The 24,803-nt window shown below is 64.1% G+C and carries 20 protein-coding genes and 2 pseudogenes; 15 read left to right on the top strand and 7 right to left on the bottom strand.

All coding sequences use genetic code 11. The annotated features are described in order from the left end of the window. Positions 1-10 precede the first annotated feature (10 nt). Positions 11-511 carry a type VI secretion system contractile sheath small subunit gene (gene tssB, locus ACZ9GA_RS10070; protein WP_457363763.1) on the bottom strand — a complete coding sequence of 167 codons (501 nt, stop codon included), beginning with the start codon at positions 509-511 and terminating at the stop codon, positions 11-13. A gap of 465 nt (positions 512-976) precedes the next feature. On the opposite strand from tssB, the gene ACZ9GA_RS10065 reads away from it, so the two are divergent. Further along, complete coding sequence (locus ACZ9GA_RS10065; RefSeq protein ID WP_457362816.1) at positions 977-1,993, top strand: alpha/beta hydrolase; 1,017 nt, start codon at positions 977-979, stop codon at positions 1,991-1,993. A 60-nt stretch (positions 1,994-2,053) separates the two neighbouring features. Here the strand turns inward: ACZ9GA_RS10065 and ACZ9GA_RS10060 are convergent, their stop codons facing one another. The 3 genes from ACZ9GA_RS10060 to ACZ9GA_RS10050 form a co-directional block, all read right to left on the bottom strand. Continuing rightward, positions 2,054-2,284: a hypothetical protein gene (locus ACZ9GA_RS10060; protein WP_457363764.1), complete on the bottom strand. Its 231-nt coding sequence runs from the start codon at positions 2,282-2,284 to the stop codon at positions 2,054-2,056. Positions 2,285-2,490: 206 nt separating this feature from the next. Continuing rightward, complete coding sequence (locus ACZ9GA_RS10055; RefSeq protein WP_457362817.1) at positions 2,491-3,846, bottom strand: MFS transporter; 1,356 nt, start codon at positions 3,844-3,846, stop codon at positions 2,491-2,493. Between the two features lie 108 nt (positions 3,847-3,954). Further along, on the bottom strand, positions 3,955-4,080 hold the full coding sequence (locus ACZ9GA_RS10050; RefSeq protein WP_476226456.1) for a PSPA7_2676 family Cys-rich small protein: 126 nt from the start codon (positions 4,078-4,080) through the stop codon (positions 3,955-3,957). Between the two features lie 265 nt (positions 4,081-4,345). On the opposite strand from ACZ9GA_RS10050, the gene ACZ9GA_RS10045 reads away from it, so the two are divergent. After that, positions 4,346-6,685, top strand: a complete 2,340-nt coding sequence (locus ACZ9GA_RS10045; protein WP_457362819.1) for a putative bifunctional diguanylate cyclase/phosphodiesterase — start codon at positions 4,346-4,348, stop codon at positions 6,683-6,685. A gap of 454 nt (positions 6,686-7,139) precedes the next feature. Beyond that, on the top strand, positions 7,140-8,777 hold the full coding sequence (gene mqo, locus ACZ9GA_RS10040) for a malate dehydrogenase (quinone) (protein ID WP_457362820.1): 1,638 nt from the start codon (positions 7,140-7,142) through the stop codon (positions 8,775-8,777). 126 nt (positions 8,778-8,903) lie between these two features. On the opposite strand, the gene ACZ9GA_RS10035 is transcribed toward mqo, so the two are convergent. Further along, positions 8,904-10,880, bottom strand: coding sequence for a sigma-54-dependent Fis family transcriptional regulator (locus ACZ9GA_RS10035; protein WP_457362821.1), 1,977 nt, complete (start codon positions 10,878-10,880; stop codon positions 8,904-8,906). 172 nt (positions 10,881-11,052) lie between these two features. Here ACZ9GA_RS10035 and ACZ9GA_RS10030 point away from each other — a divergent pair, with 172 nt between their 5' ends. The 6 genes from ACZ9GA_RS10030 to ACZ9GA_RS10005 all read left to right on the top strand — a co-directional run bounded on the left by ACZ9GA_RS10030 (position 11,053) and on the right by ACZ9GA_RS10005 (position 18,360). Further along, complete coding sequence (locus ACZ9GA_RS10030) at positions 11,053-12,054, top strand: Gfo/Idh/MocA family oxidoreductase (RefSeq protein WP_457362822.1); 1,002 nt, start codon at positions 11,053-11,055, stop codon at positions 12,052-12,054. Between the two features lie 11 nt (positions 12,055-12,065). Beyond that, entirely contained in the window at positions 12,066-12,854 is a 789-nt protein-coding gene (locus tag ACZ9GA_RS10025) for a TIM barrel protein (protein WP_457362823.1), read from the top strand. Between the two features lie 40 nt (positions 12,855-12,894). Further along, the gene (locus ACZ9GA_RS10020) at positions 12,895-13,821 is read left to right on the top strand and encodes a sugar ABC transporter substrate-binding protein (RefSeq protein WP_457362824.1); all 927 of its coding nucleotides are present in this window, start codon (positions 12,895-12,897) and stop codon (positions 13,819-13,821) included. A 408-nt stretch (positions 13,822-14,229) separates the two neighbouring features. Then, on the top strand, positions 14,230-14,766 hold the full coding sequence (locus ACZ9GA_RS10015; RefSeq protein WP_457363765.1) for an RNA polymerase sigma factor: 537 nt from the start codon (positions 14,230-14,232) through the stop codon (positions 14,764-14,766). Then, positions 14,763-15,770 (top strand): FecR family protein, encoded by a 1,008-nt coding sequence (locus tag ACZ9GA_RS10010; protein ID WP_457362825.1) that lies wholly within the window; start codon positions 14,763-14,765, stop codon positions 15,768-15,770. Before ACZ9GA_RS10015 ends, ACZ9GA_RS10010 begins: the two co-directional genes overlap by 4 nt. 184 nt (positions 15,771-15,954) lie before the next feature. Further along, the gene (locus ACZ9GA_RS10005; RefSeq protein WP_457362826.1) at positions 15,955-18,360 is read left to right on the top strand and encodes a TonB-dependent siderophore receptor; all 2,406 of its coding nucleotides are present in this window, start codon (positions 15,955-15,957) and stop codon (positions 18,358-18,360) included. 443 nt (positions 18,361-18,803) lie between these two features. Here the strand turns inward: ACZ9GA_RS10005 and ACZ9GA_RS10000 are convergent. Then, positions 18,804-19,238: pseudogene (locus ACZ9GA_RS10000) on the bottom strand (methyl-accepting chemotaxis protein); the annotation flags it as partial. A gap of 111 nt (positions 19,239-19,349) precedes the next feature. Further along, a pseudogene (locus ACZ9GA_RS09995) lies at positions 19,350-20,120 on the bottom strand (PAS domain-containing protein); the annotation flags it as partial. Between the two features lie 234 nt (positions 20,121-20,354). Here ACZ9GA_RS09995 and ACZ9GA_RS09990 point away from each other — a divergent pair. From ACZ9GA_RS09990 to ACZ9GA_RS09965, 6 genes are all read left to right on the top strand, one after another. Beyond that, positions 20,355-20,990 carry a LysE family translocator gene (locus ACZ9GA_RS09990; protein WP_457362827.1) on the top strand — a complete coding sequence of 212 codons (636 nt, stop codon included), beginning with the start codon at positions 20,355-20,357 and terminating at the stop codon, positions 20,988-20,990. Between the two features lie 190 nt (positions 20,991-21,180). Then, on the top strand, positions 21,181-21,516 hold the full coding sequence (locus tag ACZ9GA_RS09985) for a hypothetical protein (RefSeq protein WP_457362828.1): 336 nt from the start codon (positions 21,181-21,183) through the stop codon (positions 21,514-21,516). 497 nt (positions 21,517-22,013) lie between these two features. Beyond that, complete coding sequence (locus ACZ9GA_RS09980) at positions 22,014-22,262, top strand: ParD-like family protein (protein ID WP_008370240.1); 249 nt, start codon at positions 22,014-22,016, stop codon at positions 22,260-22,262. Continuing rightward, complete coding sequence (map, locus tag ACZ9GA_RS09975) at positions 22,259-23,050, top strand: type I methionyl aminopeptidase (protein WP_457362829.1); 792 nt, start codon at positions 22,259-22,261, stop codon at positions 23,048-23,050. Before ACZ9GA_RS09980 ends, map begins: the two co-directional genes overlap by 4 nt. An 84-nt stretch (positions 23,051-23,134) precedes the next feature. Beyond that, positions 23,135-24,544 carry a GntR family transcriptional regulator MpaR gene (mapR, locus tag ACZ9GA_RS09970; protein ID WP_457362830.1) on the top strand — a complete coding sequence of 470 codons (1,410 nt, stop codon included), beginning with the start codon at positions 23,135-23,137 and terminating at the stop codon, positions 24,542-24,544. Between the two features lie 120 nt (positions 24,545-24,664). Beyond that, positions 24,665-24,802, top strand: coding sequence for a hypothetical protein (locus ACZ9GA_RS09965; protein ID WP_155980613.1), 138 nt, complete (start codon positions 24,665-24,667; stop codon positions 24,800-24,802). The last annotated feature ends 1 nt before the right edge of the window (position 24,803 follow it).

Here is a 24,803-nt window from a genome sequence, read left to right as displayed (position 1 = left end):
TAAGGAATAATCAGCTCTGTTGCGGAGCCGCCAATGCAGCCAGTTCCTGACGTAACTCGTTACTTAAAGCGCTGTCCTTGAGAATGCGCTCCAGCTCCTGTCGAAACGTGGCGTTATCGAGCAAATTGGATTTAAGGTCTCGTAACAAATTCCTCATGGCCAATAACGCGCGCAAGTGCGGTATTTGCCGTGCCACTTGTTCGGGCTCAAAATCCTTGATGGACTGAAACTTCAAATCAATGGCGGTATCGCCAGGGCTGTCTGGCGTATCTGGCAGTACCATCTTCACGCAGGGCGCGTATTGGCCCAGCACGCTGTCGAAATTGTTTTTGTTGATGTCCAGCTTGCCGCGCCCGGCCAGCGGCCGCTGCTCATGGCCGTTGCTGAAGTCACCCAGCACCAGCAATTTCAACGGCAACTCCACTTTGCGCTGGGCACCGCCGGTATGCAGGTCAAGTTTGATATTGACCCTGGCCTTGGGAATTTCATTCTGGAAACTGTTGGATGTCATAGACCCCCCGAATCGTTGTAAGGAGTGTGCAAACACAATCAGGCACCAATGCAATTTAAACTTTAGCCCAGCCTGCCAACAGGCAGTGGGGGCAATCAATTCAATATGTACCTGAGGAGTCACTCCTGTTGGGGTATTCGGACGGGAAGGTATCCAAGTGGCCATGTGGTTGATAGAGGAAAACGCCTCATCGGAATTTTCCACAAAACTTTGGGAAATTTCCTTCATGTAATACGACAAACCGTAGCCGCTGCCGAAGGCTGCGCTGGCCCTGTGCCTCGCTGCGGATTTCCAGGAGTCCCACCGGCCAGCGCAGCCTGGCGGCAGCGGCTACATTGTCCCCAAAATAGAATCAATGATTCTCAAATGCATGCAATTGTCCCATTCATGGATCCTCCGTAAAGTAGCCCCCATGCCGCGAACAACGCCGCACTTCACTTAACGACACTTTGAAGGAACAACACCATGACCCTGCGCAAAACCCTCACCGCTTCCCTGCTGGCCCTGTCCATCGGCAACGCTTTCGCCGCCGACGACACCGGCGCCGAACACCAGACCCAGGCGTTCCTGGATGCCCTGAACGCGGGTGGCGGCACGCCGATCGAACAGCTGAGCCCCAAGGACGCCCGTGCCGTACTGACCGGCGCGCAAAACTCGGTGAAGGTTGATCTGTCCGGCACGGACGTCAGCAACAAGACCATCCAGGTCGATGGCCAGGCCATCAAGCTGACCATCGTGCGGCCCGCCAAGGTGAAGGGCGATCTGCCCGTGTTCATGTTCTTCCACGGCGGTGGCTGGGTGCTGGGCGACTACCCGACCCACGCTCGCCTGATTCATGACCTGGTGGTGAATTCCGGCGCCGTAGCGGTGTATGTGGACTACACCCCGTCGCCCGAAGCGCACTACCCTACCGCCATCAATCAGGCCTACGCCGCCACCCGCTGGGTAGCCGAGCACGGCAAGCAGATTGGTGTGGACGGCAAGCGCCTGGCGGTGGCCGGCAACAGTGTGGGGGGCAACATGGCCGCGGTGGTCAGCCTGATGGCCAAGGAACAGGGCACGCCCAAACTGCGCTTCCAGCTACTGTTGTGGCCGGTGACCGACGCCAACTTCGATGATGCGTCGTACCAGCAATATGCCCAGGGGCATTTCCTGACCAAGAACATGATGACCTGGTTCTGGGACAGCTACACCACCGACGCCGCCCAGCGCGCCGAGATCCACGCCTCGCCGCTGCGTGCCAGCCTTGAACAGCTCAAGGGCCTGCCACCGGCACTGGTGCAGACCGCCGGCCTGGACGTGTTGCGCGATGAAGGCGAAGCCTACGCCCGCAAACTGGACGCGGCTGGGGTGGACGTGACGGCGGTGCGCTACAACGGCATGATCCATGACTACGGCCTGCTCAACCCGCTGAGCAACATCCCCGAGGTCAAGGCGGCCATGCGCCAGGCAGGCCAGGAGCTCAAGGCTCACCTGAACTGACACCGCCAGGATGCACCGTAGCCTGGCGGCAGCGGCTACGTCGGGTCGTGAGGTGTCGTGTCAGCCATTGACACGTCGGCGGTATTGGGCAATTTCTTCATCCGACACATCTTCCCGGTAACAGATTGGCGCATAGCCACCGGGCTTGCTGTAGGCGCTGCGCCGCCCACAACTGCTGCCATTGCGCGCCCTGTTGTAAGGACACGCACAGACACTGGGGTAGGTGGCAATCGATTCGGTGATGATCCGTCGTGCAATCTCATCGTCGGTCGGGGATGAGGATTTGGCCATCGCAGTGGCTGAAAGGACGGCTGAGGTCAAGGCCACCAGCAGCAGCGTTCGCATAAGACTATCCCTGTTGAGCGATAGCCAAATAATATCCTAACGCCATCTTTACGCCACTACCCCTATCAAAAACCATCCCCTGTAGCCGCTGCCGCCAGGCTGCGCTGGCCCCCACATTCACTGGAGATTTCCAGCGTAACTGGCGGCAGCGGCTACGGGCGTTGCATCAACCGCGCGCCGCTGGCGATGCTGCCACCCAGGGCAAACACACACCCCAGCCACAACGCCCATTGCGGCCCACTGCTCAGCGACGCGTGGAAGCACAACGCAACCAGCGAAGCCCCCAACGTCTGCCCCAGCAACCGCGACGTCGCGACGATGCCACTGGCGCCGCCGCTGCGATGCGCCGGCGCGCTGGTCATCAGAGCCTTGAGGTTGGGTGACTGAAAAAAGCCGAACCCCGCGCCGCACAGCGCCATGCGCCAGCCAATGTCGAAGGCCGAGGCGCCATCGCCCAGCAAGGCCAGGCTGGCCATGCCCGCACTCAACGCCAGCAAGCCGATGCCGCCCAGCAACCCCGGCGAAAACCTATCGGCCAGGCGCCCCGCCACCAACGCTACCAGGGCCACTACTGCCGGCCACGGCGTCATCAGGAACCCGGTCGCCACTTGACTGTGCCCCAGCACGCTTTGCAACAGAAACGGCAAGGCCACGAAGGCCAGGCCCTGGGTGCTGAACGCACAGATGGCCGTGGCCGACGACAGCGCAAACAATGGGCGACGGAACAGGTCCAGGGCCAGCATAGGCGCCGGGTGACCGGCCTGGCGACGGATCAGCAATACGCCGCAGGCCAGGGCCATCAACAGTTCAGCCCCGGTGAGCACACCGCTGGCACCATGCACCGTGGTGCCCAGCCCCAACACCAGAAAACCGAACAGCCCGGCACACAGCACCGCCGCCACGCGGTCAAAGTCATGGCCTGCACGTTCGATCTCAGGCAGATTGCGCTGGGCCAGCACCACCGCCAGCAACCCCAGCGGCACATTGATCAGGAACAGCCAATGCCAGCTGGCCACCGCCAGAATGGCAGACGCCGCCGTAGGCCCCAGGGTGAAGGCCAACCCCACCACCAGCGAGTTGTAGCCCATGCCCCGCCCCAGCATCCTGGAGGGATAGATAAAGCGAATCAGCGCGGTATTGACGCTCATGATCGCCGCCGCCCCCAACCCCTGCACCACCCGCGCGATGGCCAGCGACGGCAGGGACCAAGCCAGGCCGCACACCAATGAGGAAAGTAAGAACACCAGCAGCCCGCCCAGATACACCCGGCGGTGCCCCAGCACTTCGCCCAGCGAAGCAAACGGCAGGATAGTGGCGACCATGGCCAGTTGATAAGCATTGACCACCCAGATCACCGACGCCGAATCGGTGCCGATGCCCGTGGCCAGGGTGGGCAGCGCCGTGTTGACAATGGCGGTGTCGAGGGTGGCCATGCCAACCGCCAGCGAGATGGCAATCACGGCAGGAACGCGGTTGTGGCTGGGCAGACCGTCAGCAGGGGCAAGCATGCGCGCAGGTATCCGATGTCAGGCGGGGAAGCCTTGGAGGGTACCGCTGCGTAGAGCGAATTTCATGTCAAAGCGGCGAACCTGTCAGACGTTTCATCTGCGCGCTGGCTACTGAGTCATGACATGGTGGTAACGCAAGCTGCCGCAGCGCTCGCAACGCTCACAGGTCATCGATGGCATCTGCAGGGGGTAGGCGACCCATTCACAACCTCTGACAAAACAAATAATGCTCATGACGCATTCCTCAAGGCTTCTCAACAGGGATATTGCAGCGATCAGGCCAACTTGGCGCCCCAGTAGAAACAACGACTTAGCCCGCATACCACCGTGCATTTTGCAAGATGCACCGTCACGGCCCGTGCACCCTGCCGGGTGCGCATGACCCCTCGTCAGATTCCTCGCGAGCGGGGCTAAACCTTAGAGCGCCCCGACCGATACCTCACGGTAATGAAAGCTCGCGCGACAGGGAGTCGACACCTGACTCGGTAGACCGGCCTAGATGACAGAAAAAACCTTCAGCACGTTCGTGCGCTGCCCCGGTACCCGCTACCTGCTGCTGACCGGCGTGCTGCTGGCCGGCCTGGTCTGCACCAGTGGCGCGGCGCGGTGGCGCCTGGCCTGGCAGTCGCCGCTGACCTGGCTGTGCCTGGCGGCCATCGTGTTGCTGGCCGTGCTGGCGGTGCAGATCGGCATCAGCCAACGCCTGATCCGCCGCCGCAACCTGGAGCTCAAGCGCCAGATCCAGGAGCACGCCAGCGTGCGCGCCTCCCTGGCCTTGAGCGAAGACCGCTTCCGCCGCCTGTTCCACTGCTCCCCGGACGCGGTGTGGATCCTCGACCAGCATGGCTTCAGCAGCCAGGCCAACGCAGCCATGCTGGCCACATTCGGCTTCAGCGATGCCGCTGCGTTCAAAAACGTCAGCCCACTGGATCTGTCGCCGCCGCTGCAGGAAGACGGCACCCCCTCGGTTGAGCGCGCCGAGCTGGTCATGGCAGCGGCCAATGCCAAGGGTGTACAGCGTTTCGAGTGGACCCACCGACGCCTGGACGGCAGCCTGTTCCCCGCCGAAGTCACCCTCAGCGTGCTGCACCTGGACGGCGAACCGGTGACTTTCGCCGTGGTGCGCGATATCTCCCTGCGCCGCCAGGCCGAGGATGAACTGCTGCGCCAGAAGACCCTGCTGCAAGCCATCGTCGACAACGCGCCGTCGCTGATCTACATGTTCGACCCACAGGGCCGGCTGGTGCTGTGCAACCAGCTGTATGAAGACGCCGTCGGCCGCCAGGAAGATGACCTGATCGGCAAACGCCGCGATGACTTCATGATTCCCGCCGATGCCCGTCAGCAGAACCTGGACGACGCCACGGTGCTGAACAACAGCCAGGCCCAGCGCTTCGAGGACATCCACCACCGCCAGGGCGAGCCGCGCACCTACCTGACCACCAAATGCCCGCTGCGTACCCCCGACGGCCAACTGCTGGGCGTGCTGGGCATCTCCAACGACATCACCCGCCTCAAGCAGACCCAGGCCGCGCTGGAACGCCTGGCGCACTTTGATGCCACCACGGGGCTGGCCAACCGCGTGCTGTTCCACCGCGACCTGGCCGAGGACATCCGCCAGGCCGGCACCCACGGCCGGCAATTGGCGGTGCTGGTACTGGACCTGGATGGTTTCAAGACCGTCAACGACACCTTGGGCCACCCCACCGGCGACCGCCTGTTGCAGGAAGTCACCGTGCGCTTCCAATTGGCCTTGCGCCCCGGCGACCGGGTGGCCCGGCTGGGCGGCGACGAGTTTGCCTTCGTGTTGCCCATTGGTCGCCATGTAGAGGAGATCATCGCCCGCCTGCAAGCCCTGCTCGACAGCCTGCGCCCCGCGTTCGAGCTGGACGGCAGCACCGCGCTGATCACCGCCAGCATCGGCGTGGCCCTGTACCCGTCCGACGGTGCCTGCGGCGACACCCTGCTGCGCCACGCCGACACCGCCATGTACGCGGCCAAGGAAGCCGGGCGTAACGACTATCGGTTCTACCAGCGGCACATGACCCAGCACATGCAGCAGCGTGTCAGCCTGGAACATGCCCTGCGCCGCGCCCTGGACAACGACGAGCTGGAAGTGTGGTACCAGCCCAAGCTGAACCTGGCGGACGGCCAGGTGATGGGCGCCGAAGCGCTGATGCGCTGGCGCGACCCGGTGGCCGGACTGATCCCGCCCAGCGATTTCATTCCCCTGGCCGAGCGCACCGGGCTGATCCTGCCCATGGGCGAATGGCTGCTGGACCAGGTGTGCGGGCAAATCCGCCGCTGGCGCGACAGTGGCTGTTTCGATGGCCACGTGGCGGTCAACGTCGCCGTGCCGCAGATCGAGCGCAGCGACTTCGCCAGCACCGTCACCCGTGCCCTGCAGCGCTATCAATTGCCGGCGCGGGCGCTGGAAGTGGAAGTCACGGAAAGCCTGTTCCTGGAAAGCCGGCAACTGGCGCGCAGCGTGCTGGGGCGATTGCAGAGCATGGGTGTGACCACGGCGGTGGACGATTTTGGTACGGGTTATTCATCGCTGGCTTACCTGCACTTGTTGCCGGTGGACAACCTGAAGATCGACCGCGCCTTTATCCAGGAACTGCCGCACTCCACCACCCACGTGGCGATTACCCGGGCAATCATTCAGTTGGGGCATGCGTTGAAATTCCACGTGACAGCCGAAGGCATCGAAACGCCGGAGCAGTACGATTTTGTGCGCCAGGCCGGGTGTGACGTGGGCCAGGGTTACCTGATCGCCCGCCCCATGCCGGCGGCCGAGTTCCAAGCGTGGCTAGCCAGCGACCGCCCCGCGCTATAAGCCCGTAGCCGCTGCCGCCAGGCTGCGCTGGCCCTGTGCCCACTGGAAATCCCAAGGGTTCACACAGGCCAGCGCAGCCTGCGGCAGCGGCTACAGGTCGCATTTCGCCATCAAAAGCAGGGCATTTACGCCATTACATGAAACATTTTTCATGCGACTAAGGTATTATCCCCCGCGACCAAGTGCCGCAACCTGCGGGAAATTTCTAGCAATCTAGATAACGCCTGGTCGTTCATAAAGAGTGCCCCCTAGCAGCTGTCGCCAATAATTAACAATAAATCGGCTCCGGAGGGACATGACTACGGGATAGATAGCTGACTATCTGTTCCAGTACTCACTGCTCCGTACTTTCGAGTTCGGTAAATACATGGCATGTCACCGTGCGTGCGGTGTTTTACGCAGACTCGCCCTAGAGCGGGACGCGGATTGAGTTTTTTAAATACAGGGGTAACCGATGTTTAAGAAAGTGAACAAGGCACTGCTGGGTCTGGCATTGTCCATGACGCTCATGCCTGCCCATGGCGAGGAGCCGAAGAAAGTCGACGTACTGCTGGTCGGCGGCGGCATCATGAGCGCCACCCTCGGCGTCTGGCTCAACGAACTGGAGCCGGGCTGGTCGATGCAGATGGTCGAGCGCCTGGACGGCGTGGCCGAAGAAAGCTCCAACGGCTGGAACAACGCCGGTACCGGCCACTCTGCCCTGGCCGAGTCCAACTACACCCCGTACGGCAAGGACGGCAAGATCGAGATCGGCAAGGCCATCGAGATCAACGAAGCGTTCCAGGTCACCCGTCAGTTCCTGTCGTGGCAGGTGCGTTCGGGCGTGCTGAAAAACCCGCACTCGTTCATCAACTCCACCCCGCACATGAGCTTCATGTGGGGCGATGACAACGTCAAATTCCTCAAGGCCCGCTACGAAGCCCTGAAGCAGAGCCCGTTGTTCGCCGGCATGCAGTACAGCGAAGATCAGGAGCAGATCAAGAAGTGGGTGCCGCTGATGATGGAAGGGCGTGATCCCAACCAGAAAATCGCCGCCACCTGGACGCCGCTGGGCACCGACGCCAACTGGGGTGAAGTCACTCGCCAGTACGTTGCCGCCCTGCAGACCAGCCCCAACTTCACGCTGAACCTGTCCAGCGAAGTCGAAGAGATCACCCGCAATAAGGACGGCGGCTGGCACGTCGAGTACAAAAACCTGAAAGACGGCACCACCCACGCCACCGACGCGAAATTCGTGTTCATCGGTGCCGGCGGCGGCGCGCTGAAACTGCTGCAGAAAGCCGACATCCCGGAAGCGCGCGATTACGCCGGCTTCCCGGTGGGTGGTTCGTTCCTGGTCACTGATAACCAGGACATCGCCCTGCAGCACATGGCCAAGGCCTACGGCATCGCCTCCACCGGCGCGCCGCCCATGTCCGTACCGCACCTGGACACCCGCGTGCTGGATGGCAAGCGCGTGATCCTGTTCGGGCCATTCGCCACCTTCTCCACCAAGTTCCTCAAGCAAGGCTCCTACCTGGACCTGCTGTCGACCACCACCACGCATAACGTGTGGCCGATGACCAAGGTTGGCGTTGAGCAGTACCCGCTGATCGAGTACCTGGCTGGCCAGTTGATGATGTCGGATGACGACCGCTTCAACGCCCTGAAAGAGTACTTCCCGCACGCCAAGAAAGAAGACTGGCGCCTGTGGCAAGCCGGCCAGCGCGTGCAGATCATCAAGCGTGATGCCGAGAAAGGCGGCGTGCTGAAACTGGGTACCGAGGTTGTGTACTCCCAGGATCGCTCCATCGCCGGCCTGCTGGGCGCCTCCCCAGGTGCCTCGACCGCGCCACCGATCATGATCGATGTGCTGGAAAAGGTCTTCAAGGACAAGGTCGCCACCCCGGCCTGGCAGGAAAAGATGCACCAGATCGTGCCTAGCTACGGCACCAAGCTGAATGACTCGCCAGCGCGCGTTCAGCAGGAGTGGAACTACACCTCCGAGGTGCTGCAACTGACCAAGCCACCGGTGATCGACGCTTCGGTTGCCCCGCAGGCTGCCCCGGCCGTCAAGCCGGCTGCCAACCCAGCGGCTGACATGGCGCTGTAAGCAACACGCTGATCTATCGGCATTGCTGCTTGTGTGGGAGCGGGTTCTACCCGCGAAAGAGCCTCCGCGGTTTATTTGACAAACCGCGTTGCCCTTTTCGCGGGCAGAGCCCGCTCCCACATTTTGTCAGAGGCGGTACTGCGCGACGCTGATGCCCAGCCGATTCATCTTCACGTACAACCCTCCCCGCGACACCTTCAACTGCTGCGCCGCCAGGCGAATGTTACCCCCTGTCTCGCGCAAGGCCGCCTCGATGGCCTGCCGCTCATGCCCGCTCAAATCCCTCGGTGCCTCCGGCGCCACCGCGCGGCTGCCCACCATCAACTCCAACGGCAAGTCCTGCGCTTGCAACCACTCGCCACTGGCCACGTTCACCGCCCGCTCGATGGTGTTTTCCAACTCGCGCACATTGCCCGGCCACGGATGCTCCAGCAGTCGCTCCAGCGCCGCTGGCGTCAGGTCACGCACCGCTTTGCGCAGGCTGCGCGCGCAGCGTGACAGAAAATGCCGCGCCAGCACCGCGATGTCCTCGCGGCGCATGCGCAGCGGCGGCACGCTCAGGCTCAGCACGTTGAGGCGGTAGTACAGGTCTTCACGAAAAGCACCGTCGGCCACGGCCTGGCCCAGGTTGCGATGGGTGGCGGCGATGATGCGCACGTCCACCTGCTGGGATTTGCGCGCCCCCACGCGGGTCACCTCCCCTTCCTGCAACACCCGCAGCAAGCTGACCTGAGCATCGAACGCCATGTCGCCGATTTCATCGAGAAAGATGGTGCCGCCATCGGCCAACTCGAACTTGCCGGCCGCCCCACCCCGCGCCGAGCCACTGAACGCGCCTTCGACATGGCCGAACAGTTCGCTCTGCACCAGATCACGCGGAATGGCCCCGCAGTTAACCGCCACGAACGGCCCGTTGCGCCGCTCGCTGGCATTATGGATGGCCTGGGCGAACAGCTCCTTGCCGGTGCCGCTTTCCCCCAGGATCAGCGTGGTGGCGTCGCTGCGGCTGGCGACACGGCCCAGGTGCAGGGCGTCCTGCAAAGCGCGGGAATTGCCCAGGAGGGTGTCGAAGGTATAGCGCGCTTGTGTGCCGATGATGCGCCGGGCGATCTCGCGGGTGCGGCGGTTTTCGCGCAGGGAGATGATCTGGCCGCCCTGCTCCATGGCGCACACAGATGCCAGGCAGGCCAGGGTCGAGCCGTCGTGCAACTGGAAGGTGCAGTCCAGGTCACGCAGCGGTTCGGTGACGCGGCGCAGACGCTCGTCGGTCAGGTCGCTGTGGCCCAGCTGCTTGAAGGGCTGGCCCAGCAACGCCTCCCCCACGCGGAACAACTGCCGCGCATAGCGGTTGAGCGCCTTGATGCTGCCCCGTTCATCCAGCACCACCAGGCCTTCGTTGAGCACTTCCAGCACCGTGCGCTGTTCGTTCAGCAGCGCTTGCAAGGCCATCTGCCGGCCCACCGCCTCGGCTGCGGCCTGCACGGTGCCCAGGGTATGGAAATGGAACCAGCCGGGCTCCGCCGTCAGGGTCAGGATGGCCACGGTGGTGCCCCGGGCATCGCGGATGGGGGCGGCAGCGCAGTGCATTCGGCGCTGGCGGTGCCAGGTGCTGAAATTCTCCTCGGCCAGCACATAGACCAACCGGTCCAATACCATCGCCAGGCCCGTGCAGTTGGTGCCCTGCACCGATTCGGTCAGGCGGCTGCCCACCGGCGTCAGGTCCAGGCCGCAATAGGCCAGTGTGGTGCCCTCGGCGTCGGTCAGGTTGACGTGGCCGCGCGGGTTGTAGGCCAGCAGGCCGCTCATGACCTCGGCGGCGATGGGGATCAGGCCACGATTGGCGTGCAGTTTTTCGTCAAGGCTGGCGGGCGCCACGAATCGGTAGGCCTGTTGATCGGGGTGCAGGCCAGCAGCGAGGCTGCGGCGCCATGACGCCCAGATCACCTGGCGCACGCCAGGGGGCGGCTGTACTTGCCCTGACAGGCAGTGTTCCCACGCCTGCTGCAACTCCATCAATGGCCCTTGGTTCAATGCGGCCGGGCCCAGGGCGGCCAGGTAATCGAGATCCTCGGGGGTACAGTCCATCGGGGGCAAGCGGCTCATGAACGCGTCCTGGCAATGTCATTGTTTTTGACATGTCAGTGTAGCCATGTCTTTCAAATAGACATTAATGCGCCTATCCAAAATCAATAAACCTATAAAAATCAACAACTTGAAAAATGGCACAGGCCTTGCTCCAGTCGCTGTATCACCTCACAACAACAAGGACCACCGCATGAGCAAGATCATCCGCCTCGGCCTCATCGGCGCCGGCCGCATGGGCAGCTTCCACGCCCACACCGCTGCCCGGCACATCCCCGGTGCCTGCCTGAGTGCGATCGCCGACCCCACCCCGGGCCAGGCCGCGCGCCTGGCCGAAGAACTGGGCGTGGCCCAGGCCTATACCGACCCGCAGCAACTGCTGGACGACCCGGCCGTGGACGCCGTGCTGATTGCCGCCCCCGCCCGCAGCCACGCGGAACTGGTGATCAGCGCCGCCCACGCCGGCAAAAGCGTGTTCTGCGAAAAACCCATGGCCATCACCCTGGACGAAGCCGACCGCGCCATTGCCGCTGCCGCCGACGCCGGCGTGGTGCTGCAAGTGGGCTTCAACCGCCGCTTCGCCCGCAGCTTCCGCACCGCCCATGAAGACGTGCTGGCCGGCCGCATCGGCACCCCGCAACTGCTGCGCTCGCTGACCCGTGACCCCGGGCTGAGCAACCCGGCCGCCATCAAGCCCTGGACCATCTTCCTGGAAACCCTGATCCACGACTTCGATGCCCTGCGCTATCTCAACCCCGGCGCCGAAGCCGTGCAGGTGTTCGCCGTGGCCGACGCCCTGGTGGCGCCGCAGTACAAGGACAAGGGCCTGCTGGACACCGCCGTGGTCACCGTGCGTTTCGACAACGGCGCCATCGCCACCGCCGAGGCCAATTTCCAGGCTGTGTACGGCTACGACGTGCGCGGGGAAGTGTTCGGCAGCGCCGGGATGCTGAGCATCGGTAGCGTCGCTGACGGCAACCTGGTGCGCTACCTGGCCGACGGCGTGCAGGCCGATACCCTGCGCCTGGACACCGACCTGCTGCGCGACGCCTACATTGCCGAGCTCAACCATTTCGTGGCCTGCGTGCGCAGCGGCGAGGCGCCCCAAGCCAGCGGTGAAGATGCCCGTGCCGCCCTGCGCATCGCCCTGGCCTGTATCGACTCGGTGCAATCCGGCCTGCCGGTCAACCTGTGAGGAATCTGCCCATGACCACTTCGCCCTTCACCCTGGCCGCCAGCGCGGAAATGCTGTTTGTTGACTTGCCGTTCGTGGAGCGCGTGCAGCGCATCCACGCCCTGGGTTTCAGCGTGGAAATCTGGGACTGGTCAACCAAGGACATCGACGCCCTGGTGGCCACCGGCGCCCGTTTCACGTCGATGACCGGGTACCTGAGCGGCAACCTCACGGAAAGCGACGGCATCCGCCAGTTGCTCGACAGCGCCGAGACCTCCCTGGCCGTGGCCGAACGCCTGGGCTGCCCCAGCCTCAACCTGCACGGCACCGGCCTGGACAATCGCGGTTTGCCGGTGCGCCCGGTGGCCCAGGTCACGGGCGCCATGTGGCTGAGCGCGTGCAAAACCCTGGAAAAAATCGCGCGCCTGGGCGAGGCGGCCGGCAAGGTGTTTTTACTGGAAAACCTCAACACCGCCGTCGACCATCCCGGCACGCCGTTCGCCACGGCGGCTGACACCCTGGCGCTGATCGAAGCCGTGGGCAGCCCCTGGCTCAAGCTCAACCTGGACCTGTACCACGCACAAATCGGCGAGGGCAACCTGATCGAACTGGTGCAGCGCGCCGGCTCGGCGATTGGCGAGATCCAGGTGGCCGACGTGCCCGGACGCAAGGAGCCGGGCACCGGCGAAATCCACTACCCCGCCATTGCCCGCGCCCTGGATGTCATCGGCTATCGCGGCGTGGTCGGCCTGGAAGGCTGGGCCTCGAGCGACCCGGTGCTGGCCCTGGAGCGTTTCCGCAGCGCCTTTACCCTCGACTGAATCGTGCATTTTCCTACAACAACAATAAGGAAACACCTTCATGCGCAAGCTCTCACTGCTAATCGCCTCACTGCTGTTGCTGGCCAGCCAGGCCAGCTGGGCCGACTACCGCATCGGCGTGACCATCGCCCGCGTCGACGACAACTTCATGACCTACGTGCGCACCGGGCTTGAGGCCGCCGGTCGCCAGCAACACGTCCAGGTGCAGGTGCAGGACGCCCAGGGCGACGTGGTGCGTCAGCTGGACCAGGTACAAAGCTTCATCAGCCAGAAGGTCGACGCCATCATCGTGCTGCCGGTGGACACGGCGGGCACCACCAACATTTCCCGCGCCACCCTGGCGGCCGGCATTCCGCTGGTGTACGTCAACCGTCGTCCCGACCAGACCGACCTGCCCAAGGGCGTGGTCGCCGTGGCCTCCAACGACATCGAGGCCGGCCAGTTGCAGATGCGTTACCTGGCCCAGCGCATGGGCGGCAAGGGCAACCTGGCGATCATCCTCGGTGACCTGACGCAGAACGCCACGCAAGGTCGCACTGAAGGTGTGAAGGAGGTGCTCAAGCAGTTTCCCGGCATCAAGGTAGTCGCCGAACAAAGCGCCAACTGGGACCGCAGCAAGGGCATGGACCTGACCAGCAACTGGGTGCTGGCCGGCACGCCCCTGGACGCCATCGTCGCCAACAACGACGAAATGGCCATCGGCGCCGCCATGGCCCTGCAGCAGGCCGGCAAAAACGCGGGCAGCCTGCCCATCGTCGGCGTCGACGGCCTGCCCGATGGCCTGGCGGCGATCAAGAGCGGGCAACTGGCCGCCACCGTGTTCCAGGACCCCAAGGCCCAGGCCGACAGCGCCATGGACGCGGCGGTGAAGATGATCGAAGGCAAGCCGGTGGAGAGCAACATCTGGGTGCCTTACCAGCTAGTCAAACCTGAAGAAGTAGCCCTGTTCGCCGCCCATTTCAAATAAATGCGGCTGAACAGAACCGGCGACGCCTAACCATCAGGCCATGGTACGTTGCAACAAACTGTAGGAGCCGAGCTTGCTCGCGATGCGCCGCGCGGGCGGCGCTCGATCTCAAGCACGCTATAAACACCAAGGCATGCACCTCCGGGGTCCAAGTGCGGTTTCACGGCAGGCGTATCGGGTTTTCCTCAAAGGGTCCGGCGGGTCATTGCGTTACGGCCACCAGGTGCCAGCCGATGTTTCTCCAGCGTTCTCGAGATCGAGCGCCGCCCGCGCGGCGCATCGCGAGCAAGCTCGGCTCCTACGGTCTGTTGCAACGTGCCATGGCCTGTGAAACCGGCGTCGCCAGCCTTGTGGCCATTCCCATCGCGAGCGCTTATCATGCGCGTTTTCCCTGGCCGCCCCCCCTCCATGCCCAAGCCGCCCTTCCCCGAGCCTGACGATCAGGACATGCTGCAGGTCTTCCTGCAACAGCAAGGGCGCGTGGAAAAACAGCTCAGCCGCTGGGTGGCCTGCCGCGCCACGGCGGCTGACCTGTGCCAGGAGCTGTTCATCCGCCTGTGGCGACGCAAGGACGTGCAGGTGCAGGACATGGGCCAGTACATGATGCGCAGCGCGCGCAACCTGGCCATTGACCACATCCGCAGCCAGCGCAGCCGCCTGCGCACCGAGACCGCGCTGTTGCCCGAACAGATGGCCGGCACCTCGTCCGCCCTGGAAGACGGCCACCAGGCCAACCACGAACTGCATCAGGTGGACGCCGCCCTGCGCGCGCTGCCCGAGCGCACCCGCCATGTGTTTTTGCTCAACCGCATCCATGGCCAAAGCTACAACGAAATAGCCCGTGCGCTGGACATCTCCGCCAGCGCCGTGGAAAAACATATGATGCGCGCCTTGCAGGCCTGCAAGAGCAGCGTCGAAGCCCCCACCGTGAAGGCCAGGCCATGAACGTTGTCAGCATCTCCTCTCGCCCCGCCAGCGCGGACATCGCCTTGCTGTGGGTGACGCGCGTGGCGGCCGAGCCCGGCAACCCGACCCTGGATGAGACCCGCCTGCCTGCCACCGACCAGCAGGAACTGCAGCGCTGGCTGGCCCAGGATGCCGCCAACGCCGACGCCTACCGCGATGCGCGCCGCCTGTGGCACCTCACCGGCCCTGCGGCCGCGCAGTTGGCCCACGAAGAAGACGCGGCCCTGCAGGCCCTGCTGCGCCGCGCCCAGGCAGCCCGCCCCCGCCGTCGGCTGCTGCCCGTGGCCATGGCCGCCACGGTGGTGCTGGCCGGCGTGCTGGCCCTGGCCTGGCAGCCCGAGCGCTGGCTCGACGACCTGCAGGCCGACTACCACACCGCCCCCGGCCAGTTGCGCAACCTCACCCTGGCCGATGGCAGCGAAGTGCAACTGGACGGCGACAGCGCCATCGACGTGACACTCGACGCCCAGGGCCGCAACGTGCGCCTGCGCCGTGGTGCTGCGTACTTCCATGTCAGCCACAACGGCCAGCCATTCGTGGTGCACGCCGATGACGGCGAGGTGCGCGTGCTGGGCACCCACTTCGAAGTCCGCCGCCAGGCCAACGGCAGCCAGGTGACCGTTGAAGAAGGCAAGGTCGCGGTCAAGGCGGCCCAGGACACCACCCCAGTGCTGCTCACCGCCGGTCAACGCGTGGACTACGACCCACTTCACGCCGGCGCCCTGCAAGCGGTCAACCCGCAGCAGGCTTTCAGCTGGCGCCAAGGGCAACTGAGCTTCCGCCGCCAGCCCCTGGCCGATGCCCTGGCCGTGGTGCAACGCTACTACCCCGGGCGCATCGTGCTGCTGGGCAGCGGGCTGGGCAAACGCCAGGTCAGCGGCGACTTCGCCAGCAACGACCCGCAAGCCGTACTCGACGCCTTTCAGGGCGTGCTGGGCTACACCCAACAGCGCCTGCCCGGCGGTAACCTGATCATCCGCTGAACCTGATCATCCGCCTGTAGCCGCTGCCGCAAGGCTGCGCTGGCCCCTTGCCCCGCTGGAGATATTCAGGGTTCACGCTGGCCAGCGCAGCCTGTCGCCAGCGGCGACGGATGAGTGATCGGCAGGTGCATATTTAAAGCTAATGAGATATATTCGCATCTCATAACCCCTGAGCCGAAATTCGATGCGCTGCCGGTTGCGATTTTCCTTGCTGGCAGCAGCACTGAGCACCCCCCTGGGCCTGCCCCTGGCGGTCCAGGCCGACGCGCTCGCCCCCCAGGCGGCCGCGCCGCGTTACAACCTTGCCCTCAAGCCCCAACCCCTGCCCGACGCCTTGGCTGCACTGAGCCGCCTGACCGGGCAGAACATCGTCTATGTCGACGACACCCCTTACCTCGTCCAGGCGCCAGCAGTGATCGGCCAACTCACCGTTGAGCAGGCCTTGAGCCGCCTACTGGCGGGCACCGGCCTGCGCTACCGGCGCACTGACGACAAAACCCTGGCCCTGACCGCCCCACCCGTCGACGCCAGCCAGATCCAGCTGCAACCCTTGAACATCGACAGCCAGCGTCTGGCCAGCTACCAGCCCGCCGCCGTAGTCCGTGTCAATCGCAGCCCTTCGTCCTGGCTGGAGCAGCCGGCCAGCATCAGCCGGGTGAACGACGCCGTACTGCGCGACCAGCAACCGCGCAACCTGGACGACGCCCTGCGCAACGTCAGCGGCCTGACCCAGGGCAACACCCTGGGCAGCACCCAGGACACCCTGGTCAAGCGCGGCTTCGGCGACAACCGCGACGGCTCGATAGTGCGCGACGGCATGCCCATGGTGCAGGGTCGCAACTTCAACGCCACCACCGACAGCGTCGAAGTGCTCAAAGGCCCCGCCGCCCTGCTGTACGGCATCCAGGACCCGGGCGGGGTGATCAACGTGGTCAGCAAGACCCCACAGCTCACCGCCCGCAACGAACTGCAGACCAAGGCCTCCGGCTTCGCCCATGGCCGCGATGGCAGCGACATCAGCCTGGACAGCACCGGGCCACTGGGCGACAACGGCCTGGCGTATCGGCTGATCGTTGATCATCAGGACGAAGACTACTGGCGCAACTACGGCGTGCACCGCGAAACCCTGGTGGCGCCGTCGCTGGCCTGGTACGGCGAGCGTGACGAGATCCAGCTGGCGTACGAGCACCGCACCTTCCTCACCCCGTTCGACCGCGGCACGGTGATCAACCCCGATACCGGCCGGCCGCTGGACATCCCCTATACCCGGCGGCTGGACGAGCCATTCAACGACATGACCGGCCGCTCGCAACGGCTGCGCCTGAGCTACAACCATCAACTGGACAATGGCTGGCAAGCCCACGGTGCCTACAGCTACAACGAGGAAACCTATGACGCCTACCAGGTGCGCATCACCGGGGTGGACACCAGCACCGGCACCCTGACCCGCAGCATGGACGGCACCCTGGGCTCGATCAGCCGCGCCCAGCAGGGCGAACTGGAATTGTCCGGCAGCCCCACCTGGCTGGGCCTGGAGCACGAGGTGCTGGTGGGCCTGAGCGAAGAGCATCGGCTGTACTACCGTGATGACCTGCTACGCCAGAACAGCCTCAGCACCTTCAGCTACGTCAACCCCGTCTACGGCCAGGAAGTAGCGCCCACCAGCGTGTCCGCCAGCTCCAGCGCGCAGCTGGATCGCCTGCGCACCACGGCGCTGTACCTGCGTGACTCGATCCATTTGAACGAGCAGTGGCTGGCCATCGTGGGCACCCGCCTGCTCAGCTACGACCAGTACGCCGGGCGCGGCCGCCCCTTCCACGCCAACACCGACATCAACGGCACCGCCTGGGTGCCCAGCGCCGGGCTGGTGTACCGCTTCGCCCCGGACTGGTCGTGGTACGTCAGCTACAGCGAGTCGTTCAAGCCCAATTCCAGCATCGCGCCGCTCAATGCCGACACCACGCAGATCATCGACTCCACCATCCGCCCCGAGCAAGCCAAGGCGTGGGAGACGGGCCTCAAGTACGAGCACCCCGATGGCCTGTCCGCCAGCGTGGCGCTGTACGACATCCGCAAGCGCAATGTGCTGGTCAGCGAGACCGTCAACGACGTTCCGGTCAGCCGCAATGCCGGCGCCGTGCGTTCGCGCGGTATCGAGCTTGAGGCCAGCGGCAGCCTGGCGCCTGGCTGGGATGTGATGGCGGCCTATGCCTTCACCGATGCGTGGGTTACCCGGGATCCGCAGTTGCGCGGCAATCCCTTGCAGAACGTGCCCCGCCATAGCGCGTCTCTATACCTGAGCCACGACCTGGGCACCGTGCTAGGCGGTGGTCGCCTGCACATTGGCGGTGGGCCGCGTTATGTGGGGGAACGGGCGGGAGATCCGCAGGACAGTTTCAAATTGCCGGCTTACACCGTGACTGATGCGTTTGCCCGTTATGACACCCATGTGGGTGGCCATGACCTGCGAGTGCAGTTGAACATCAACAATCTGTTCGACCGGCATTACTACCCTTCGGCGGTGAGCCAGTACGTGGTTGCCGTGGGCGACCCGCGACAGGTCGTGCTGACCACCAGCGTATCCTTCTAAGCAAACCCACCGCAGAACCAAGGCAGGCCGCCGCTTTGGCTTTTGATCTTGATCTTGATCTTGATCTTGATCGACGTCTCCGGTCGGCCCTTGGCTCTAACGGGGCATACAATCAAGATCAAAGGCCTCACGGAAGCAAAAGCGGTTCGCGGTGTGGCGACGGTTGCTTGCTGGCTTTCTGACCACAGCGTCCCTGAAAAAGCACGTATTCGGTAAACCCAAAAATAATTTCAATGCTTCACTGAGGTGACAGCACCGCCGTGCCCGCCACTGCGCCCAGACGGCGAGCGAAGAAGGCTACGTGCCACTGAGCGCCAGCGACCTGGCACACGAACGCCAGCAACTGAAGCAACCTGTGGGACCGGGCGAAGCTCGGGAAGCGAACCACCCGGTCTTCCTGGCCAGCCCCTTCCCGAGCTTCGCCCGGTCCCACAGATCAGCCCTCAGTGGGTCAGTTGGCTGCTGAACTGCCCCACCGCGCTCACCACCTTCTGCGCCCCATCCTGAATCTCGGCAATCACCGCCCCCGACTGCGCCGCCAATCCCAGCCCCTGCTCGGCCTGGCGCTTGCCCTGCTCGATCACCTGCACGGCCTCCTCGGCCAGCTTCTGGTTCTGCAGCACCACCGCCACGATCTCCTCGGTCGCCGTGCTGGTGCGCGACGCCAGTTGCCGCACTTCATCGGCCACCACCGCAAACCCACGCCCCTGCTCACCCGCACGCGCCGCTTCAATGGCCGCATTGAGCGCAAGCAAGTTGGTCTGGTCGGCAATGCTGCTGATGCTCTTGATGATGGTGCCGATGACCTGCGACTGCTTGTCCAGCGCGGCAATGCCATCCGCTGCCGCTTGCATCTGCGCCGCCAACTGGCGCATCACCTCCACGGTCTCCTGCACCACGGTGCTGCCGCGCCGCGCTGCCGCATCGGTGTCCTCCGACGTGCTGTAGGCAATGTCCGCCGCCTCGGCCACGGCCAGTTCACGGTTGACCTGATCGGTGATCACCGTGGCGAACTTCACCACCTTGTAAAGCCGGTTGTGCACATCGGCGATCGGGTTGTACGAGGCCTCCAACCACACCACGCGCCCGGCGCTGTCCACGCGCTTGAAGCGGTTGGCGACAAATTCGCCACGGCGCAGGGTGTCCCAGAACGCCTGGTACTGCGCCGAGCTGGCCTCTTCAGGCTCGCAGAACAGGCGGTGATGCTTGCCCTTGACCTGCTCCAGGCGATAGCCCATGCCACTGAGGAAACGATCATTGGCGGTGATCACGGTACCGTCCAGATTGAACTCGATCACCGCCGTGGACCGCTGCAGGGCATCGATCAGGTTCTCGTGCTCGCGCGAGGTGTCGATGGTACGGGTCAAGTCATTGGCGTACACCGAACAGTGCAGGATCTTGCCCTGGCTGTTGCGCACCGGCTGCACGATTGCCCGCAACCAGGCGTCGGCGTTGTCGCCCCGGGTCAACTGCAATGCACCCGCCCAATGGGCGCCGCTCTGCAGGGCTGTCTTCATGCGCTTGAAATGCTCGGTGCCACGGGCATCGCTGGGCACCAGGTCCACCAGTGCACGGCCCACCAACTGATCACCGCCGTAGTGCATTTCACGCTTGAAGTTATCGTTGGCGTAGATCACCCGGCCTTGAGGGTCCAGGTTCAGCGTCAGCATCTCGCTGTCCAGGCTCTCGATCACCTGCTCATGGATGGACAGCTTTTCACCGATTACCGCCAGTTCTTGTTTCAACCGCTTGTTAAACATCATGGGACCGTATCTCAAGGCATGGTAGGCAGATTCGTGGCTTTGATATCGGCGTGATAGCGCCGCGCTTGAGGGGGCTGTGGAAGATTTGCATCCCCTGCCGTAGCCGCTGCCGCAAGGCTGCGCTGGCCCTGCGGCTCGCGGTAAATCGCCAGGGTTCACGCCGGCCAGCGCAGCCTGGCGGCAGCGGCTACGGATATACTGCGCCGCGCCCTTCCCGACAGGAGTCTGACAATGCCCGAGTTACCCAGCCTGCTGGCCTTTGCCCTGATCGCCCTGGGCATGGTACTGACCCCAGGCCCGAACATGGTCTACCTGATTTCACGTTCAATCTGCCAAGGCCGCACGGCGGGGCTGATCTCTTTAAGCGGCGTGGCCGCAGGCTTTGTGATCTACATGCTGTGCGCCGCCCTGGGCATCACCGCCCTGCTGCTGGCCGTGCCGTTCGCCTACGACACCCTGCGCCTGGGCGGCGCGCTGTACCTACTGTACTTGGCCTGGCAGGCGGTCAAACCGGGCGGCCGCTCGCCGTTCCAGGTACGCGACCTGCCCGCCGACAGCCCGCGCAAGCTGTTCACCATGGGGTTGGTGACCAACCTGCTCAACCCCAAGATCGCCGTGATGTACCTGTCGCTGCTGCCGCAATTCATCAGCCCCAGCGGCCATGGCAGCGTACTGGCGCAATCGCTGGTGCTGGGCAGTACGCAGATTGTCATCAGCCTGTTGGTGAACGGTTTGATTGCCATGATGGCCGGCACCGTCGCCGCCTTCCTGGCCAACCGCCCCACCTGGCAGGTGGTACAACGATGGCTGATGGGCACCGTGCTTGCCGGCCTGGCCATACGCATGGCCACCGAAAGCCGCCGCTGATTGTAGCCGCTGCCAAAGGCTGCGCTGGCCGGGGTGAACCCTGAGCATCTCCAGCGCGGCATAGGGCCAGCGCAGCCTGCGGCAGCGGCTACGGGTTTACCGAATCTTTACCGATTGTAGACATCCACTTACACGAATCCGTTGTTTCATAGCTCCATGGCGAACCCATTACCCGCCAAAGGAGACACCCATGATTTCGAAGATGACCCAAGCCCTGATCCTGTCCGGTTGCCTGATTGCCGCCGGTACCGCCAGCGCAGGTGAACGCGACGTGATCGTGCCCGTCATCGCCGGGGCCGTCGTGGGCGCCGTGGTGGCCGGGGCCCTGAGCGGGCCGGTGCATGAACACCACCACTACCGTCCGGCGTATCAGGGGTATTACCAGCAGCCGGTGTATCAGGGTTACTACCAACAGCCGGTCGCCTATGTGCCTGCCCCGCCGCCACGCCCTTATTACTATGGCGGCCACTATCGACGTGACGACTACTACCGTTATGACCACCGCCCAGGCTACGGCCGCTGGTAACCCCCCGCAGATCTGATGCCGAACAAACAAGGCGGACCAGGCAATGGCACAGACATAACTGGCCCGAAACAAATGTGGGACCGAGCGTAGCTCGGGAAGCGCCGCGCGGGCGGCGCTCGATCTCAAGAACGCCGAAATAACATCGGCTGGCACCTGGTGGCCGTGACGCAATCCGTAGCCGCTGCCGCCAGGCTGCGCTGGCCTGTGTGAACCCTGAAGATCTCCAGCGGGGCAAAGGGCCAGCGCAGCCTGGCGGCAGCGGCTACGGTCCGCGGTGGCTTCCAGGGGTGCATGTCGTGATGGTTGGGGTGCTCTTGAGATCGAGCGCCGCCCGCGCGGCGCATCGCCGCCTAGCGGCAGCTCCTACATTTGTTTCGGGCCAGTTATGTCTCTGCCATTGCCTGGTCCGCCTTGTGTGCTCGACATCAAGGCTGGCATAGACCTGCCAACCACGCTACCATACGTTCCATATACACTTCATATATGGACCGTCCCCCATGGGTATCGTCAAAATCTCCGACGTGATGCACGAAAACCTGCGCATCACCTCCAACGCCCTGAGCCGCTCCATCAACGCCCAGGCCGAGCACTGGATGCGTATCGGCATGCTCGCCGAGCTGCACCCCCACCTGCCCCACAACGAACTCACGCAATTGCTGATCCGCGCCGAGCAGGCCGGCGGCTTCGACCTGCAGACGGTCGCCACATGCATGGAACAACGCCAACTGGCCGGGAGCGCCCAATGAGCAAGAAAGTCACCCTCCACGACGCCGCCGGCATCGAACAGTCACGCATCGCCGGCAAGCTGGCCGCCGATGTGCTGGACATGATCACCCCCTACGTGAAGCCTGGCGTGTCCACCGATGAGCTGGACCGCATCTGCAACGATTACATCGTCAACGTGCAGAAGGCCAAGCCGGCCAACGTCGGTTATCACGGTTTCCCCAAGACCATCTGCGCCTCGGTCAACGACGTGATCTGCCACGGCATCCCCAACGGCAAGGTGCTGGTTGACGGCGATATCCTCAATATCGACGTGGCGGTGATCAAGGATGGCTGGTTCGGTGACACCAGCCGCATGTACCCGGTGGGCCAGGTCAATGACGAAGCCCAGCGCCTGATACGTACCACGTACGAGGCCATGTGCGCGGGCATCCGCCAGGTACGCCCCGGCGCGCACCTGGGTGATATCGGCCATGCGATTCAAACCGTCGCCGAGGCGGCCGGCTTCAGCGTGGTACGCGAGTACTGCGGCCATGGCATCGGCAAGGTCTACCACGATGAGCCGCAAGTGCTGCACTACGGCATGAAGGGCCAGGGCATGAAGCTGGTCAAGGGCATGATCTTTACCGTGGAGCCGATGCTCAACGCCGGCAAGCGCGGCACCCATACCCTGGCCGATGGCTGGACGGTGCTGACCCGCGACGGCTCGCTGTCGGCGCAGTGGGAGCACATGGTGGTGGTCACCGATGACGGCTTCCAGATCCTCACGCCCTGGCCGCACCCGGTGCCGGGCTACGACGCGATCATCTGATCCGCTGTTTTGCGCTGAATCTGCCGCTGGTATGTGAGCAGATTCGGCGGCATGCTGGTGCCCCCTACCCCGCGCCGGCTCATCATGAAACGCTACGAACAGCTCGCTGACGAAATCTCCCTGATGATCCGCACCGGCGTGCTCAAGGCCGGGGAGAAAGTGCCGTCGGTGCGTACCGCCAGCCGTACCTTCGTGGTCAGCCCGTCGACCGTCTTCCAGGCCTATTACCTGCTCGAAGACCGTGGGCTGATCCAGGCCCGCGCGCGCTCGGGCTACTACGTGCGCGAGCAGACCGCCAGGCCGCTGACCGAGCCCAGCATCACCGAGCGCCAGGCCGAAAGCACCGACGTGGATGTCAGCGAGCTGGTGTTCTCGGTGCTGGGCTCACTCAAGGACCCCAACACCGTGCCGTTCGGCTCGGCCTTCCCCAGCCCCGACCTGTATCCGCTGCAGCGCCTGGCCCGCTCGATGGCGCGCACCGTGCGCGACATGGCGCCCCAGGCCGTGATTGCCGACATGACCGCAGGCAACCCCGACCTGCGCCGCCAGATCGCCCTGCGCTACATGATCAGCGGCGTGCACCTGGCCATGGATGAGTTGGTGATCACCAACGGCGCGCTGGAAGCGTTGAATCTGTGCCTGCAATCGGTGACCCAGCCCGGTGACTTGGTGGCCATCGAGTCACCGGCTTTTTATGCGACCTTGCAAGTGCTGGAACGACTCAAACTCAAGGCCGTGGAAATCCCCGTGCACCCACGCGAAGGCGTCGACCTGACCGTGCTGGCCGACCGCTTGCAACGCCTGCCGATCAAGGCCTGCTGGTTCATGAGCAGCCTGCAGAACCCGCTGGGTGCCAGCCTGCCCGCTGCCGCCAAGCAGGCGCTCTACGGGCTGCTGCACCAACATCAGGTGCCGCTGATCGAGGATGATGTCTACAGCGAGCTGCACTACGGCGCGCAGCCGCAGCAGCCGGTCAAGCGCCTGGACCGCGACGGCCTGGTGATGCACTGCGGCTCGTTCTCCAAAAGCCTGGCGCCCGGTTATCGGGTGGGCTGGGTGGCCGGCGGGCGCTTCGCCCAGCAGATCAGCCGCCTGAAGCTGATGACCACCATCTCGCCATCCGTGCCGGCCCAGGCGGCCATCGCCGATTACCTGCAACATGGCGGCTACGACCGGCACCTGCGCAAGCTGCGGCACAACCTGGAGATGCAGCAAAGCGCAATGCTGGCTTCGGCGGCGCGGCACTTTCCCGAGAGCACGCGGGTAACGCGGCCCGATGGCGGTTATTTTCTGTGGTTTGAATTTCCGCGGCAGGTGGATTCCCTGCAACTGTTCCAGCTGGCGCTGGCCCAGGGCATCAGCATCGCGCCGGGGCCGATTTTCTCGGCCACGCGCAGCTTCAGTCAGTGCGCACGGCTCAACCACGGGCATCCGTGGGACAAGCGCAGTGAGGACGCCATGGCCATGCTGGGACGCATCATTGGCTCATTTTAATGCGTGGTGTAATGGATTGTTACCGGTTTTGGAAAACAGCCTTGCGACCTGCGACCTAGCGTCGCACCCTAGCCGTTGGTAGAGTAGCGCCGGATTGAAAGAACCTGTAAGGACCGCCCCATGCTACGTCTCGTCGCCTCTGCCCTGCTGCTGCTGATTTCGTGCGGCATCGCCATTGATCACCGCCGCGAATACCGCCGCGGCCAGGCCCGTCGCCGGGCGCTGGTGGCTTCCCAACATACCCGCGCGCAAGACTGAC

The sequence above is a fragment of the Pseudomonas sp. TE3644 genome (assembly GCF_056278815.1).
This window is presented reverse-complemented; position numbering and strand designations above follow the sequence as displayed.

What these genes read in the sequence shown, in the direction of transcription:
- tssB (WP_457363763.1), bottom strand. Translation starts at nt 511, where the DNA reads ATGACATCCAACAGTTTCCAGAATGAAATTCCCAAGGCCAGGGTCAAT.
- ACZ9GA_RS10065 (WP_457362816.1), top strand. Translation starts at nt 977, where the DNA reads ATGACCCTGCGCAAAACCCTCACCGCTTCCCTGCTGGCCCTGTCCATC.
- ACZ9GA_RS10060 (WP_457363764.1), bottom strand. Translation starts at nt 2,284, where the DNA reads ATGGCCAAATCCTCATCCCCGACCGACGATGAGATTGCACGACGGATC.
- ACZ9GA_RS10055 (WP_457362817.1), bottom strand. Translation starts at nt 3,846, where the DNA reads ATGCTTGCCCCTGCTGACGGTCTGCCCAGCCACAACCGCGTTCCTGCC.
- ACZ9GA_RS10050 (WP_476226456.1), bottom strand. Translation starts at nt 4,080, where the DNA reads ATGAGCATTATTTGTTTTGTCAGAGGTTGTGAATGGGTCGCCTACCCC.
- ACZ9GA_RS10045 (WP_457362819.1), top strand. Translation starts at nt 4,346, where the DNA reads ATGACAGAAAAAACCTTCAGCACGTTCGTGCGCTGCCCCGGTACCCGC.
- mqo (WP_457362820.1), top strand. Translation starts at nt 7,140, where the DNA reads ATGTTTAAGAAAGTGAACAAGGCACTGCTGGGTCTGGCATTGTCCATG.
- ACZ9GA_RS10035 (WP_457362821.1), bottom strand. Translation starts at nt 10,880, where the DNA reads ATGAGCCGCTTGCCCCCGATGGACTGTACCCCCGAGGATCTCGATTAC.
- ACZ9GA_RS10030 (WP_457362822.1), top strand. Translation starts at nt 11,053, where the DNA reads ATGAGCAAGATCATCCGCCTCGGCCTCATCGGCGCCGGCCGCATGGGC.
- ACZ9GA_RS10025 (WP_457362823.1), top strand. Translation starts at nt 12,066, where the DNA reads ATGACCACTTCGCCCTTCACCCTGGCCGCCAGCGCGGAAATGCTGTTT.
- ACZ9GA_RS10020 (WP_457362824.1), top strand. Translation starts at nt 12,895, where the DNA reads ATGCGCAAGCTCTCACTGCTAATCGCCTCACTGCTGTTGCTGGCCAGC.
- ACZ9GA_RS10015 (WP_457363765.1), top strand. Translation starts at nt 14,230, where the DNA reads ATGCCCAAGCCGCCCTTCCCCGAGCCTGACGATCAGGACATGCTGCAG.
- ACZ9GA_RS10010 (WP_457362825.1), top strand. Translation starts at nt 14,763, where the DNA reads ATGAACGTTGTCAGCATCTCCTCTCGCCCCGCCAGCGCGGACATCGCC.
- ACZ9GA_RS10005 (WP_457362826.1), top strand. Translation starts at nt 15,955, where the DNA reads ATGCGCTGCCGGTTGCGATTTTCCTTGCTGGCAGCAGCACTGAGCACC.
- ACZ9GA_RS09990 (WP_457362827.1), top strand. Translation starts at nt 20,355, where the DNA reads ATGCCCGAGTTACCCAGCCTGCTGGCCTTTGCCCTGATCGCCCTGGGC.
- ACZ9GA_RS09985 (WP_457362828.1), top strand. Translation starts at nt 21,181, where the DNA reads ATGATTTCGAAGATGACCCAAGCCCTGATCCTGTCCGGTTGCCTGATT.
- ACZ9GA_RS09980 (WP_008370240.1), top strand. Translation starts at nt 22,014, where the DNA reads ATGGGTATCGTCAAAATCTCCGACGTGATGCACGAAAACCTGCGCATC.
- map (WP_457362829.1), top strand. Translation starts at nt 22,259, where the DNA reads ATGAGCAAGAAAGTCACCCTCCACGACGCCGCCGGCATCGAACAGTCA.
- mapR (WP_457362830.1), top strand. Translation starts at nt 23,135, where the DNA reads ATGAAACGCTACGAACAGCTCGCTGACGAAATCTCCCTGATGATCCGC.
- ACZ9GA_RS09965 (WP_155980613.1), top strand. Translation starts at nt 24,665, where the DNA reads ATGCTACGTCTCGTCGCCTCTGCCCTGCTGCTGCTGATTTCGTGCGGC.